The sequence below is a fragment of the Acidimicrobiia bacterium genome (genome assembly GCA_036271555.1).
In the GTDB taxonomy this organism is placed as follows: domain Bacteria; phylum Actinomycetota; class Acidimicrobiia; order IMCC26256; family PALSA-610; genus DATBAK01.
In genome coordinates this window covers 38,187-52,363 of record DATBAK010000028.1, presented here as the reverse complement: position 1 = coordinate 52,363, position 14,177 = coordinate 38,187, and the positions used below count along the sequence as shown (strand labels likewise).

Here is a 14,177-nt window from a genome sequence, read left to right as displayed (position 1 = left end):
GGACGTGGGGGATATGCGAGCACATCGTCGGGCGGCGGGCTCGTTCGCGGGGATCGTCGCGCTGGTCGCGGCGATCACGGGTGCCGGTGTCGTGCCGGCCGGAGCCGCGACGGCCAAGGCGCCGAGCATCACGGTCACACCGCACACCGCCCTGAAGCCCGGGCAGACGGTCAAGGTCGCGCTCACGGGCTTCGGCCACAAGCGCGACGTGGTCGCGATCGAGTGCCTGAAGGGCACGACCGATCCGGCGGCCTGCGACATCGGCAACTACGTCGAAGGCACGACCGACGCGGCGGGAGCCCTCACGCTGAAGTTGACCGTGCATCGCACGCTGCTGGGCGACGACGGGTTCGCAGACTGCGTGAAGGTCGCGTGCGAGGTGCTCGCATCGCCGGGCTCGGTGTTCAGCACTGCGACGACCGCATCGATCGCATTCGATCCGAAGGTTCCACTTCCCAAGACGTCGTTGACCACGAAGCCCGCGACGAAGCTGCTCGACGAGCAGACCGTCAAGGTCGCAGGCAGTGGCTTCGTTCTCGCCAAGAACCCAAACGACGGTGTTCAGATCGAAGAGTGCATCACCGTCTCGTTGCTCTGTGGCACGGGCACCTTCGTCTCTGCATCGGGCAGCAAGGGAACGTTCTCGACCGTGTTGAGCGTTCGGCGTGAGATCTCGAACGGGCTGGGAGCCCGGTTCGACTGCGCGAAGAAGCCGGGCGCGTGCGAGCTCGTGGCGTTCGACGAAACCGACGTCGACTACCACGCGATCGCCCCGCTCGCGTTCGACGCGAGCGTGCCGCCTCCGCCGCCGGCGGCGCTCGTCGTGAAGCCGTCGACGAACCTTCCGTACTACGCGCGCGTGAACGTGACCGGAAAGCACTTCAATGCGAACGACTTCCTGTTCATGCTCGAGTGCGCAGGGAGCGATTTCAGCGAGTGCGCGTTCTTGCAGACCCTCGCGCAGTCGGACTCCGGCGGAGCGTTCCAGGCCACCCCGCTTCTGCAGCGCAAGATCCCCGATCTGCTCGACCCGACCGGACCGACCGTCGATTGCGCGAAGGTGAAACCGGCGTGCTTCCTTCTCGTCGAGGACTCGGCCGGCGACAACGCGATGGCGAACCTCTCCTTCGACCCGAAGGCGCCGGTGCCGCCGCCGCCCGCGCTGACCGTTACGCCCGCGGCGCCGTACCGCGACGGCGAGATCCTGCACCTCAAGGGCACGAACTTCCCGCCGTCGGCGGAGTACTCCACCAGCGAGTGCCTAGTTGGTCCCCGTGACGGCGTGTGCCTCGGTACCGAGGACGGCTCGGGGGTCACGACGGCGAAGGGCGCGCTGTCGACGACGTTCCCGGTGGCGCGCCGGTTCGACGAGGACGGCACCAACCTCGACTGCGCCAAAGCCAACGTGACCTGCACGCTCGAGGTCGACAGCGAGGGCGGGGTGACCACATCGATCCCACTGACGTTCACGTCGGGTGCCGGAGCCGTGGCCGCGCCCGCGGCGCGGCTTCGGCGCATGCCGGCGCGCTCTGCGTGGCTTGCGAACGCCAGGTCGCGTGCAGCGATGGCGCGCGCGGCGGTCCCGAGGCTGCATCTCGCGGACGCGTTGCGCTGACCGCGCGGGTGCACCAGTCGCGCGACCCGGCGTGCGACATTTGACGGCATGAGCACCGGCGAGCTCGTCGCGCGCATCGGGCTCGGCCTCGCGCTTGCGTTCGCGGTCGGTTTCGAGCGCGAGCTGCGCGGCTCATCCGCGGGCGATCGCACCTTCTCGTTGATCGGCGCCGCGACCGCCGCGCTCACCGCGGTGTTGTACGCCTCGTCGCCCCAGGCGCTCGCCGGTGTGATCACCGGCATCGGGTTCATCGGCGCGGGCGTCGTGCTGCACACCGAGAACACGATGGTGCGCGGAGTCACGACGGCATCGGCGATCTTCGCGACGGCGGCGATCGGCGTCGTCGTCGGGACCGGTCACTTCGTCGTCGGCACGCTCACCGCGCTCGGGGTGCTGCTCGTGCTGGAGCTGCGCTATCTGCCGGGTCTGCGGTGGCTCGATGCACGGCGGTACGCGTCGTCGTTCCGCCCGGATGACGATCCACCGGCGCCGCGGGGCGCACGCGGCGCGCCCGGTCGCTCGTGACCGCGGCCGCCGCGATCGCGAGCAGGTTGACGACGAAGCCGGCACCGCCGACGCGCGTGGCGACCGTGAGCGTGTGCCCGGCTGCGCCGGGCGGGAGCAAGAGCACGGCCACGACGCCGAGCCCGCAGCCGGTGATCGCCGGGCAGGCCACGACGCAGAGGGTGCCGAGGAGGCGGTCGTGACGGTCGTGTCGCGTCATCTCGGCCTCGTTCCCACCCTTCGCAGGATACGGAAACGGGGGAAAATTTCGGTGAAATCGATGCAGGGAGCCGGTCCGTATAGTGGCGTGATGGTCCCAGCCCCTGTGTCTCGTCGCGCCCGGCGGACGGTCGGCACCACCGCCGCCTGCCTCGCGCTCTCGCTCTCCGTGGTCGTTGTCGCGCCCAACGCTGCTTCCGCGGCCGTGGCGCGAAGGCCCGACGTGCGGGTGCGCATCGCCGGAAACGTGCCTTCGGTCGTCGCATCGGGACCGGTGCACGCGGCGATGATCCGTGCCCACGCGGCCGGCGCGCCGCTCACGTTGAACGTGGGATTGCAGGTTCGGAACTCGGCCGAGCTCGACGACGTGATCCGCGCCGCGAGCACGCCCGGCAGCGCGTCGTACGGCCATTACCTGAGCGCCGCGGCGTACGCCGCGCGCTACGCGCCGACGAGCGCGTCCGTCGCGTCGGTCGAGCAGTGGTTGCAGGCGGCGGGGCTGCGCGTCACGTCGGTCTCGCCCGACCGGCTACTCGTGAGCGTGCAAGGGAGTACCGACGCGATCGAGCGCGCGTTCTCCGTGTCGGTCGGCGACTACCGCGAAGGTGCGCGCGACTTCTACTCGAACGACGTCGCGCCCGCGGTGCCCGCGTCACTCGGCATTCGCTGGATCAGCGGACTCGACGACTACGCGGTCGCGCGTTCGTACGCAGTGGCCGCGGTGCGCGGCGGCGGCTTCTTCCCGCACGACTTCCAGACCGGTTACAACACCGGCGGTCGCACGACGACTCAGGGGATCGGCTTCACGCTCTGGGGCGCGCCCGTCCAGCAGAGCGACCTCACGACGTTCGCGACGCACACGACCACGACCCCGCTCGTGATCAGCGCGCCCGGCGCGAACGGCCTCGACTTCATCCCGTGCTCGCAGTCGGCGTGCACGTTGGGCGGCACCCAGGACGGCGACGTCGGCGAGCTCGACGAGACCGCGCTCGACGTCGAGTCGGCGCACGGCATCGCACCGGGCGCGCACCTCAAGTACTGGCTCGCGAGCACCTCCGACGGTCACCCGTTCGTCGCATCGCTCGAGAACGCGGTGAACGCAGCCGCGAACGACACCGCGGTGAAGGTCGTGTCGAACAGCTGGGGGATTCCGTCCGACGGATTCGATCCGAACATGGACGCGTCGCTCCAGCACGCGGCTGCGAGCGGCAAGACGTTCTTCTTCTCCACCGGCGACCTCCCCGAGATCAGCTATCCGGCGACGAGCCCGTACGTCGTCGCAGTCGGCGGCACCACGCTGAACCTCGCGAGCGGTTCGTTCGCGTACCAGTCGGAGTCGACGTGGAGCGCGGCCGGGCGCGGGTGCTCGTCGGTGTTCGCGCGGCCGTCGTGGCAGACCGGAGTCGGTAGCGCACCGACGTGCAGCGGCCGGGCCGAGCCGGACGTCAGCGCCGACGCGAACCCGGCCACCGGTGCATACGTGTACTACGAGGGCGGCGCCGCGCAGATCGGCGGCACGAGCCTCGCCGCGCCGCTGTGGGCGGGCATGACCGCCGACTGGGCGCAGGCGCGCATCGACGCGAGCAAGCCCGCGCTCGGATTCGCGACACCGGCGCTGTACCTGCTCGCGAACAACCCAGCCGTGTACCACCAGATCTTCCACGACGTGACGACCGGCGCGACCGGTGGCGTGCCCGCGCGCTCGGGATGGGACGAGGCGACCGGGTGGGGCTCGCCGAACCTCGCCAAGCTGATCCAGATCGACCACGACCTCATCACGACCTCGACCTCGCTGCACTCGTCGCGCAATCCCGCGACGCTCGGCGCGACCGCGGTCACCTACACCGCGACCGTGTCGCCGACGCCGTCGGGCGGCACCGTGACGTTCAAGCGGAGCGGCGTCGCGATCGGTGGTTGCACCGGGAAGACGCTCTCGGCCGGCCACGCGAGCTGCTCGATCTTCTTCTCGCAGGCGGGTCGGTACGGGGTGTCCGTGAGCTATACCGGCGACGCGACCCACGCGGGGAACCGGGGCTCGACGATCACGCAGGTCGTCGGCCCGGTGCCGCCGCCGCCCGCGGGCTACTGGATGGTCGGCTCGACCGGCGCGGTCTACGGCTTCGGTCTGTCGAAGTGGCACGGCAACGCGCCGACGACCGGGGTCACGCATCTCGAGCCCGCGCCTTCACGGCAGGGCTACTACGTGGTGAACCGCGCCGGGCAGGTGTTCGCGTTCGGATCCGCGCACAGTCTCGGCAACGCGAGCGGACTCGCGGCGGGCGAGACGGTGTCGAGCCTCTCGGTCACGCCGAGCGGCAACGGCTACTGGCTCTTCACGAGCCACGGACGCGCGTTGACGTTCGGCGACGCGCACTTCTACGGCGACATGTCGTCCGTCGCGTTGAACCAACCCGTGATCGGGTCGGTCGCGACGCCGACCGGGCACGGCTACTACATGGTCGCGGCCGACGGCGGCATCTTCACGTTCGGTGACGCCGCGTTCTACGGGTCGACCGGTGCCATCCGCCTCAACCGTCCCGTCAACGGGATCGTGCCGACGCCGACGAACCGCGGCTACTGGCTCGTCGCGTCCGACGGCGGGATCTTCGCGTTCGGCGACGCCGCCTTCCACGGTTCGATGGGCGGCTCGCATCTGAACCAGCCCGTCGTCGGGATGGTCCGTTACGGCAACGGTTACTTGATGGTCGCGTCCGACGGCGGTGTCTTCGACTTCTCGACGACGAAGTTCCTCGGTTCGCTCGGTGGCGTCGCGGTCCCCGCGCCGATCGTGGGGATCGCAAGCTGATCGGCGCCCGCCCGCGCGTTCGCGCGCGGCCGACGCCGCCCGCTGCGCCGTAGCATTGGGGGTGGCTCGGGGGCACACGATGACAGCGGACGTGGGCGCGGCGCGCCCTGTGGGAACGCGACGTTTCGTCGAGCGTGGCCCGCGGCTGCCGTATCTCCCGGGGCTCGACGGGCTGCGCGCGGTGTCGGTGCTCGCGGTGCTGCTGTACCACTACCGCGACGACCGAACGTTGCTGCGCGGCGGGTTCCTCGGTGTCGAGGTGTTCTTCGTCATCAGCGGCTACCTCATCACGAGCCTGTTGCTCGCGGAGGCGCGCACGACGTACCGCGTCGACCTGCGTCAGTTCTGGGCGCGCCGCATCCGCCGGCTCTGGCCCGCGCTGCTCGCGATGATGCTCGTCACCGGGCTCCTGATCGCGGTCTTCTACCACGAGGATCTCGGCCGCCTGAAGGGCGACCTCGCGTTCGGTTTCTACGGCGAGAACTGGTGGCACATCCTCCACGGCGTGTCGTACGTCGACCTCGCGGCCGACTTCGGGAAGCGCCAGCCGTTCCAGCACCTCTGGTCGCTGGCGGTCGAAGAGCAGTTTTACGTCGTGTGGCCGCTGCTGTTCATCTTCGGCCGCTGGTTCGGGTTGACGCGCCTGCGCGCGTTCACGATCGCGCTCTGCATCTGCTCGTGGATGCTCATGGTGTGGTTCGCGTTGCACTCGAACCTGAACCACGCGTACCTGAGCACCGAGACGCGCGCGTACGGGCCGCTGTCGGGCGCGCTGCTCGCGTTCGCGTATCCACCGCGGCACCGCTCGATCGCCGCGGGCGCGCGCGCCCGGACGATCCTCGACGGCGCGGGAGCCGCTGCGCTCCTCGGCCTCTTCGTGCTCTTCGTGTTCGCGCGCCAGACCAGCACATGGCTCTATGTCGTCGGCTTCCCGCTCACCGATCTCTTCAGCGCGGTGCTCATCACCGTGATCGTGAGCCCGACCGCGACGGTCGGTCGCATGCTCGGTTCGCGGCCGCTCCAGTGGATCGGCCTGCGCTCGTACGGCATCTATCTGTGGGGCATCGCGATCTTCGAGTTCACCCGGCCGCACTTCGATCTCGACGTCGCGGGGCCGGTGGTGCTGTTCGTGAGGGTCGTGCTCGTTCTCGGTGTCGTCGAGGTGTCGTACCGCGCGCTCGAGCGGCCGGTGCGCAGCGGCGCGTTCGCGGCCGCGTGGCGCGAGCTGCGGCATTCGACGGGGGAGCGCCGGCAGCTGCTCGTGCGCCGCTGGCGCGTGGGCGCCGCGATCCTCGCGGTGACGACGCTCTTCGTCGGTGCCGCCGCGATGGCCGCGCCGGCACCGAACAACCTGCAGATCACGGGTGGGCACACGTCGGTCGGTGGGGGTGACTGCGTGCTCACCGGCAAGTGCGCGATCCCGACCGTGCCGACGACCGCGCGCCGCGGCACCACCACGACGCGGCCCGGCCACGCGCCGCCTCCGACCCAGCCGACGCAGCTCGCGTCATCGGGATGGAAGGTGTCCGCGGTCGGCGACTCCGTGATGCTCGGCGCCGCGACCAAGCTCGAGTACACGCTCACCGGTCCCACGGGCGGCGGCGTGCTCGTGAACGCGGCGGTGAGCCGGCACGCGGGGACGTGCCTGCAGGTGTTGCAGCTGTTCGCGTCACAGCACGTGCTCGCGCCGCTCGTGATCGTGCATTGCGGGAACAACGGCGCGCTCGGCGTCGACTTCGTCGATCAGGTGATGCGCATCGCCGGTCCGCAACGACACGTGATGTTCGTGTCGTTGAAGGTGCCGCGTTCGTGGGAGGCGACCGACAACGCGCAGCTCGCGCAGGGCGTGAGCCGCTACCCGAACGCGCGCATCCTCGACTGGCACAACCTCGGCGATCTGCTGAACCCGCAGAACGCGTACTTCTACAACGACGGGTATCACCTGCGCCCGCCGGGCCGGACCTTCTACGCCAATGCGGTGCTCAAGGCCCTCCAGCTCTGGCATTGGCTGTAGCCGAGCTCGGTTCGCGCGTGAGCGGAGCGAGCAGCGCGGCCTCGGCCGGCCGCTGAGGCGTCGAGGAGGACGAAGCGTACGAGCCCGACGCGCACGTGCGGCTCAGCCGCAGCCGACCGGTTCCGCGCCGACGAAGTTCGGCATCTTGAGGCCCGGCGTGCTGCCGGGGTTCGGAAACACCGTGGTGGGCGGCGGGCTCGCAGTGGTCGTCGCGGTGTGCGATCCCGGCGTGACGACACCGGTGAAGTCGGCACCGGTGACGACGACGACGTGCGCGGCCTGCGCCGTGGTGGCCGGGGTGATGACGCCGACCCCGCCGAGGTAGGCCTTGACCTGCTGCGCCTCTTGCTGGTGGCCCGCGGAGTAGCGGACCTGCGTGAGCTGGTAGGCGTGGTTGTCGGCGTCTGCCGACGCGGGGCCGTTCGCGAAGCCTGCCTGCACGAGCGATTGCTGCGTCGTGCCGGCGATGCCCTTCACGCCCGAGCCGTTGAGCACCTGCACGGTGATCTGTGCGCGCGGCACGGGCTTCGTCGACTGGGTCTGCTTCGTGAAGCTGCCGAGCAGCGTGAAGATCGGTTGCGCCTGCGCGTGGATCACGATCTGCGCGTCCTGGCCCTCGACCTTCTGGAAGACCGTCGGCACCGTCAGCATCTGCACGGCGCCGGGGTTCACGCTGCGGAACGCGCGCACGAGTGAGAGGAACTGCGCGAGACCGACCTCCTTCGAGCGCTCGAGGTGCGGGACGATCTTCTCGAGGATCCTCCGCGCGGTGAGCGGGCTGCGGGCGCCGTCCTTGATCGCCTTCTGCGCCAGGCTGCGGATGAAGTACTGCTGGCGGGCGATGCGGCCGAGGTCGGAGCGCTGGTCTTCCGTCCAGTCCTTCGGGTTCGTGCCGTCACCCGCGGCGCGGTACTGGTAGTAGCGCGAGCGCGCGTACGCGAGTGCTTGCAGCCCGCCGAGCGCCCTGCAGCCCGGGTTCTTGACGTACAGACCGGTCTTCTCGTCGTACGCGGGCGCGGGGAAGAAGATGTCGACGTGACCGATCGCGTTCACGATGTCGGTGAACGCTACGAAGTCGATCTTCAGGTAGTGGTTGATCGAGACGCCGAAGTTCGACTTGATCGTGTTGATCAGCGTCGCCGGGCCGTTGCCGTAGTTGAGCGCCGCGTTGATCTTCTGGTGCCCGTGGTCCGTGATCGAGACCCATGTGTCGCGCGGGATCGACACGAGGAAGCCCTTCCCTGGTGCCTGCGGGTCGACGTGGGCGATCATGATCGTGTCGGCGCGATTGCCGGGCAGGTCCTTCGGCGTGCCGAAGTGATCGGCGGCGACGCTGTTGTCGTCGGTGACGAACGCGCGGCTGTCGGATCCGACGATGAGGTAGTTCGCAGGCTGTGTCGAGTCCACGTGCGCAAGCACGCCCGTCGGGATCGCTGCGACGGGCGCGCGGTTGATCTGCTCGTTCGCGAACCAGTACGCGTAGGCGAACGAGCTCGCCGTCGCGACGCTCACGACCGACAGCGCGATCACGAAGCGGATCGCGAGCACGCGCCATCCCCACGCCGGCTGCATGGCTCGACACTGTGCCAGACCCTCGGTCGCGCGGCCCGCTGCGAACCTGAGAGGAAGAAAAACGGCGGGGGAGTGGCGACGGTGGGGTTTCACCACTCGTCCCGCCGGAAGTCAAGGTAAGGAACCCCAGATGAAGAAAAGGTGAGAGGTGCCTTCGGCCCTCAGGCGGGCTGATCAGGGGGAACCGACGCGCGCTCGGTCACCGAATAACGTCGTGCACGGTGAAACCCGCCCTGAAGCACCTGGCCTTCTTCCTGGTGATCGTCGTGCTCGGCGGCACGGCGATGGCGGGTGCCCTGGCGTTCGCGGTGCCGACGACGCGCTCGCTCGCGTTCGACACCACCAGCGAGAGCGCGGTCACGCCCGTGCTGCGGGCGCTCGAGCAACGCTCGATCATCCTCGACCGCTACGGCAAGCCGATGCAGGTGCTCTACGCCACGGAGGATCGTGCGCCGGTCACGCTGCGCGACGTCTCGTCGGCCGCGGTCTCGGCGGTGATCTCGATCGAGGACCGCACGTTCTTCTCGCACCGCGGCATCGATCCCAAGTCGATCCTGCGCGCGTTGTTCAAGGACGTGCACAGCGGTGAGGTGCTGCAGGGCGCGTCGACGATCACGCAGCAGCTCGTGAAGAACACGCTGATCGACAATCCGAAGCGCGACCTGAAGCGCAAGGTCCGCGAAGCCGTCCTCGCGATCCGGCTCGAAGAGACCTACACGAAGAACGACATCCTCGAGCGCTACCTCAACACGGTCTACTTCGGCCGCGATGCGTACGGCATCCGCGCCGCGTCGGAGCGCTACTTCGAGGAGCAGCCGTCGCAGCTGTCGATCCCACAGGCCGCGCTGCTCGCGGGGATGATCTCGGCGCCGTCGGGCTACGACCCGGTCCTGCACCCGCAGGCGGCGCGCGCCCGCCGACACCAAGTGCTCGTCGCGATGCACGAGACGGGTGTCATCGGCGACGCCGCGGTCAAGCTCTACGACAAGGTGCCGCTGCCGACGCACACGTACAACGCCGCGAACACGGCGCCGCAGAGCTACTTCGTTTCGGAGGTCGTGCAGCGCCTGCTCGCCGATCCGCGTCTCGGGCCCGACCTGCCGACCCGCCGCAACCTCATCTACCACGGCGGCCTTCGCATCACGACGACCTACGACCCGACCCTGCAGTACCAAGCCGAGCAGGCGGTGAAGACGACGATCGCCGCGGCCGCGCGCCAACCGAACATCCCGGTCACCGGCGCGCTCGTCGCGATCGACAACTCGAACGGCGCGGTGCGCGCGATGGTGAGCGGGAGCGGCGACGAAGCCGGGCAGGGATACCTCGCGCAGCAGTTCAACTACGCGACGGGCTCGAACCGCCAGGTCGGATCCTCGTTCAAGGTGTTCACGCTCGCGACCGCGCTCGAGAACGGTTACTCGCCGGACGACACGATCGACGGGTCGTCCGGTTGCACGATCCCGCCCGGGCTCACGAACGACGGCAAGCCGTACTCGCCCGGCGGGGAGGGCGGGGGCGTGATGACGCTGAAGCACGCGATCACCGACTCGATCAACTGCGCCTTCGTCCACCTGATCGTGGCGCTCGGCGCGGACCCGACCGACCCGAACAACCTGAACGCCGAAGGCCCCAAGCGCGGGCAGGCGGGGCCGCAGAAGGTGATCGACGTCGCGCACCAGATGGGTGTGACGAACCCGAACCTCAAGCCGTACACGTCGCTCACGCTCGGCACCGAGGGCGTGTCGCCGCTCGACATGGCGTCGGCGTACTCGACGCTCGCGAACGACGGCGTGCACAAGCCGCCGGTCTTCTACACGAAGGTGCAGGGACCCGACGGCAAGATCGTGTTCCAGATCGGACCGAACGGCGATCACCCGAAGCAGGTGATGCCGGTGAACATCGCGCGTACCGAGACGCAGATGCTCTTCGGTCCGGTGCGCGACGGCACGGCGGCGCGCACGCTCGGCAACTTCCCGCGACCCGTTGCCGGCAAGACGGGCACCACCGACGAGAACGTCGACGCGTGGTTCGTCGGCTATTCGCCGCAGATCACGACCGCGGTGTGGATGGGCGATCCCGCGGGTGAGATCTCGATGAACCCCTTCTTCGGCGCGGAGGTGTTCGGCGGCACGATCCCCGCCCGGATCTGGGACGCGTTCATGACCGAAGCGCTGGCGCCGCTGCCGGTCGCGCAGTTCGCCGAGCCCGACGAGTCGTTCTGGCCGCCGCACGAGTACATCGCGATGACGGGACGCGACACGGCGCCACCGCCACCGCCGCCGACGACGGTCGCACCGACGACGGTTCCGACCACCCAGCCGACGATCACCACGAACCCGAAGAAGAATCAGCCGAAGCCACCGCATACACCGACGACGGGACACGGACCATGACCGCGCGCGCCGAGCTCGAGGCGCTGCTGCGCGTCCAGGAGCGTGATATCACGCTCGACCGCCTTCGCTACCGCCGCGCGTCGTTGCCCGAGCGCGAGGCACTGCGCGAGCGGCACGCACGCGCGACCGAGCTGACGGCGCGCGCGAACGCCGTGCGCACGAATCGTGACGGCGCGCTCGCGGAGGAACGGAGGCTCGACGACGAGGCGCAGGGTCTCGCGGCGAAGGCGAAGCAGGTCGACAGCAAGCTCTACTCGGGCACGGTCTCCTCTCCGCGCGAGCTCCTCGACATGCAGGCCGACATCGCGCAGCTCGACACGCACCGCGGCCAGATCGAGGAGCAGGAGCTCGAGGTGATGGAGCGGCGCGAGACGCTCGACGCGGAGCTCACCGCGCTCGAAGGTGATCTCGCCGGAATCGCGTCGGAGGTCGCGGAGCTGCAGTCGCACCTCGCGGTCGCGGAGGGCGAGCTCGACGGGGAGATCGGCGCCGAAGAGGCGGCGCGCGCGGGGGAGGCCTCGGTCATCAGCCCCGCGTTGCTCGCCGACTTCGACCGCCGGCGGCAGCAGAACCACGGCGCCGGCGTCGCCCGGCTCATCGGCGACACGTGCCAAGGGTGCCGCCTCTCCATCCCCGCGACCGAGGTCGACCGCATCCGGCACGACGCGGGTGACGAGATCGCGTCCTGCGACAACTGCGGCGCGATCCTCGTACCCTCCTCCTGAACGGCGCACGCGTTGTTCTTCTGGTACACGGCGGGGGCGGTGTTCGCGGTGTGGAACGTCTTCCAGAGCGCGGGACTCGACTTCCGTGCCGTCGCGCTCGGCGCGCTGCTCCCGCTCGTCATCGATCTCCCGGTCGGGCACCAGGCGTTCGCACACAGCCTGCTCGCGCCGGTCGCGCTGCTCACGCTCGTGATGCTCGCGACGAGCGGACGCGGTCACCGGCTCCTGCGCCGGCGCATCATCGGCCTGCCGATCGGTTGGTTCTGCGGCATCGCGCTGTCGGGCGCGTTCGCGTCGCAGCACCTGTTCTGGTGGCCCGCGTTCGGCGCCGACTTCGGCCACGACGCGCTGTTGCCCGCGGTGCCGGTGATCGCGATCGAGGAGCTGCTCGGGCTGCTCGCGCTGCGCTGGATCTGGGTGCGGTTCGGACTGCGCTCGCCGGCGCGCCGGCGCGACCTTGTGCGCCGGGGCCGGCTCGTGGTGGCGGGCTCGTGATCGTCTTCGTGCGGCACGGGCAGACCGCGGTGAACCGCGAGGGTCGCTTCCAGGGGCGACTCGATCCGCCGCTCACCGAGCTCGGTCTCGAGCAGGCGCGGCTCGTCGCGAAGAGCCTCGTCGGCTGCGGCGCCGACCTCGTGCTGACGAGCCCGTTGCAGCGCGCGTCCGATACCGCGCGCGCGATCGCCGAGGCCGTCGGTATCGCGGTCGAGGTCGACGAGCGGCTCGTCGAGGTCGACTACGGCGACTGGGACGGTCAGCCGCTGGGTTCGGTGAGTCGCGCGCAGTGGGCGCGCTGGCGCGACGACGCCGCGTTCGCGCCGCCCGGTGGCGAGAGCCTGATCGCCGTGGGCGAGCGCGTCGCGCGTTTCTGCACGGATCGGCTGCGCGCCGACTCCTTCGTCGTCGCGGTGAGCCACGTCTCGCCGATCAAGGCCGCGGTCGCGTGGGCGCTCGGCTCCGATACGGACGCGACGTGGCGCATGCACCTCGACGTCGCGTCGGTCACGCGTCTCGACCGCCGCGGCGACGGCCCCCCGTTGCTCCTCACCTACAACGAGACGTCACACCTCCGGGCTTGAGCCCGAAAGTCGGCGGCCGCGCACGAATGCCCCAACCGTGGCGAGGGCGCCCATGCACGGCAGCTCCGCCGGTCCTTCACGTTTCACGAGCAATCAGTACCGCTCAGAGGGATCGACGGCTCGCCAGTCGCGGGTTCCGCGCGCGGTTGGACCCAGCGCAGACGGCGGGTCAGCCGGTGACCGCGACCGGGATCGTGCGGCGCGCGGGGAGCGAGGTGGAGCCGGTCGCGTCGACGATCACGCGGCCCTCGCCGGGGCCGTCGGCGACGGGCATGCCGAGCGCCTCGAGCAGTGCGAGATCGTCGGACGCGGGGCGGCCGTTCGTCGTGAGGTAGTTGCCGACGATCAGCGCGTTCGCACCGGCGAGCAATCCGAGCGCCTGGAGCTCGCCGAGCACGCGTTCGCGTCCACCCGCGAGCCGCAGCCACGCACGCGGCAGCACCAACCGGAACAGCGAGATCGCCTGCAGTGCCTCGCGCGGCGACAGCACCGTCGAGTCCGAGAGCGGCGTGCCCGGCCGCGGATCGAGCAGGTTGATCGGCACTTCGCACGGCTCGAGCGCGGCGAGCTCGAACGCGAAGTCGATGCGCTGCGCGAGCGTCTCGCCCATACCGAGGATGCCGCCGCAGCACAGCTCCATCCCCGCGTCGATCGCGCGGCGCGCGGTGGCGACACGGTCGTCGTAGGTGTGCGTGGTGCAGATCGACGGGAACACCGCGCGCGACGCCTCGAGGTTGTGGTTGTAGCGGCGCACGCCGGCGGACGCGAGCCGCGCCGCCTGCTCGTCGTTCAGCAATCCGAGTGAGCACGCGACCTCGAGGCCGGTCTCGTCGCGAACCGCGTGCACCGCGTCGATCACCTTGCGTAGCAATCGCTCCTCGGGGCCGCGCACCGCGACCACGATGCAGAACTGCGTCGCGCCCGCCGCTCGCGTCGCGTGCGCGGCGGCGAGCACCTCGTCGAGGTCGAGGAACGCGTACACGTCGACGTCGGTGGCGAACCGCACCGACTGCGAGCAGAACGCGCAGTCCTCCGGGCACGCGCCCGACTTCGCGTTGATCAGGCTCTCCAGCTCGACCGCGGCACCCATGTAGTCGAGCCGGACTCTGTGGGCGAGCGCGACCAACGACGGCAGCTCGTCGAGTGGCAGCGCGGCCACCGCGTCGACCTCGGCGCGCGTCAGCGGGCGCCGCTCCTCGAGCAGGGCGTGTTCGGCGGTTGCGAGGGGCATCCGCGCCTCCGTGGTTCGC

General features: G+C 70.0%; 10 protein-coding genes. 8 read left to right on the top strand and 2 right to left on the bottom strand.

The genetic code is table 11. From position 1 onward, the window contains the following. Positions 1-13: 13 nt before the first annotated feature. From VH914_08615 to VH914_08600, 4 genes are all read left to right on the top strand, one after another. A complete protein-coding gene (locus VH914_08615; GenBank protein HEX4491250.1) occupies positions 14-1,615 on the top strand; it encodes a neocarzinostatin apoprotein domain-containing protein in 1,602 nt (533 codons plus the stop codon). 48 nt (positions 1,616-1,663) lie between these two features. Next, positions 1,664-2,140 (top strand): MgtC/SapB family protein, encoded by a 477-nt coding sequence (locus VH914_08610; GenBank protein HEX4491249.1) that lies wholly within the window; start codon positions 1,664-1,666, stop codon positions 2,138-2,140. Positions 2,141-2,561: 421 nt separating this feature from the next. Next, positions 2,562-5,144 carry a protease pro-enzyme activation domain-containing protein gene (locus VH914_08605; GenBank protein ID HEX4491248.1) on the top strand — a complete coding sequence of 861 codons (2,583 nt, stop codon included), beginning with the start codon at positions 2,562-2,564 and terminating at the stop codon, positions 5,142-5,144. Positions 5,145-5,223: 79 nt separating this feature from the next. After that, the gene (locus tag VH914_08600) at positions 5,224-7,158 is read left to right on the top strand and encodes an acyltransferase family protein (GenBank protein HEX4491247.1); all 1,935 of its coding nucleotides are present in this window, start codon (positions 5,224-5,226) and stop codon (positions 7,156-7,158) included. Positions 7,159-7,260: 102 nt separating this feature from the next. Here the strand turns inward: VH914_08600 and VH914_08595 are convergent, their stop codons facing one another. Continuing rightward, positions 7,261-8,730, bottom strand: a complete 1,470-nt coding sequence (locus tag VH914_08595) for an LCP family protein (protein HEX4491246.1) — start codon at positions 8,728-8,730, stop codon at positions 7,261-7,263. Between the two features lie 221 nt (positions 8,731-8,951). Here VH914_08595 and VH914_08590 point away from each other — a divergent pair, with 221 nt between their 5' ends. From VH914_08590 to VH914_08575, 4 genes are read left to right on the top strand one after another with little or no spacing between them, the layout of a single operon-like run. Beyond that, on the top strand, positions 8,952-11,123 hold the full coding sequence (locus tag VH914_08590) for a transglycosylase domain-containing protein (protein HEX4491245.1): 2,172 nt from the start codon (positions 8,952-8,954) through the stop codon (positions 11,121-11,123). Beyond that, on the top strand, positions 11,120-11,848 hold the full coding sequence (locus VH914_08585) for a C4-type zinc ribbon domain-containing protein (GenBank protein ID HEX4491244.1): 729 nt from the start codon (positions 11,120-11,122) through the stop codon (positions 11,846-11,848). The genes VH914_08590 and VH914_08585 overlap by 4 nt, the downstream gene beginning before the upstream one ends. Positions 11,849-11,860: 12 nt before the next feature. Then, positions 11,861-12,343 (top strand): hypothetical protein, encoded by a 483-nt coding sequence (locus tag VH914_08580; protein HEX4491243.1) that lies wholly within the window; start codon positions 11,861-11,863, stop codon positions 12,341-12,343. Then, positions 12,340-12,927: a histidine phosphatase family protein gene (locus tag VH914_08575; protein ID HEX4491242.1), complete on the top strand. Its 588-nt coding sequence runs from the start codon at positions 12,340-12,342 to the stop codon at positions 12,925-12,927. The genes VH914_08580 and VH914_08575 overlap by 4 nt, the downstream gene beginning before the upstream one ends. A 169-nt stretch (positions 12,928-13,096) precedes the next feature. On the opposite strand, the gene bioB is transcribed toward VH914_08575, so the two are convergent. Continuing rightward, a complete protein-coding gene (bioB, locus tag VH914_08570; GenBank protein ID HEX4491241.1) occupies positions 13,097-14,158 on the bottom strand; it encodes a biotin synthase BioB in 1,062 nt (353 codons plus the stop codon). Positions 14,159-14,177 lie beyond the last annotated feature (19 nt).

Excerpts from the sequence above, each read along its gene's own strand:
- VH914_08610 (HEX4491249.1), top strand. The coding sequence starts at position 1,664 with ATGAGCACCGGCGAGCTCGTCGCGCGCATCGGGCTCGGCCTCGCGCTT.
- VH914_08585 (HEX4491244.1), top strand. The coding sequence starts at position 11,120 with ATGACCGCGCGCGCCGAGCTCGAGGCGCTGCTGCGCGTCCAGGAGCGT.
- VH914_08595 (HEX4491246.1), bottom strand. The coding sequence starts at position 8,730 with ATGCAGCCGGCGTGGGGATGGCGCGTGCTCGCGATCCGCTTCGTGATC.
- VH914_08615 (HEX4491250.1), top strand. The coding sequence starts at position 14 with ATGCGAGCACATCGTCGGGCGGCGGGCTCGTTCGCGGGGATCGTCGCG.
- VH914_08600 (HEX4491247.1), top strand. The coding sequence starts at position 5,224 with ATGACAGCGGACGTGGGCGCGGCGCGCCCTGTGGGAACGCGACGTTTC.
- bioB (HEX4491241.1), bottom strand. The coding sequence starts at position 14,158 with ATGCCCCTCGCAACCGCCGAACACGCCCTGCTCGAGGAGCGGCGCCCG.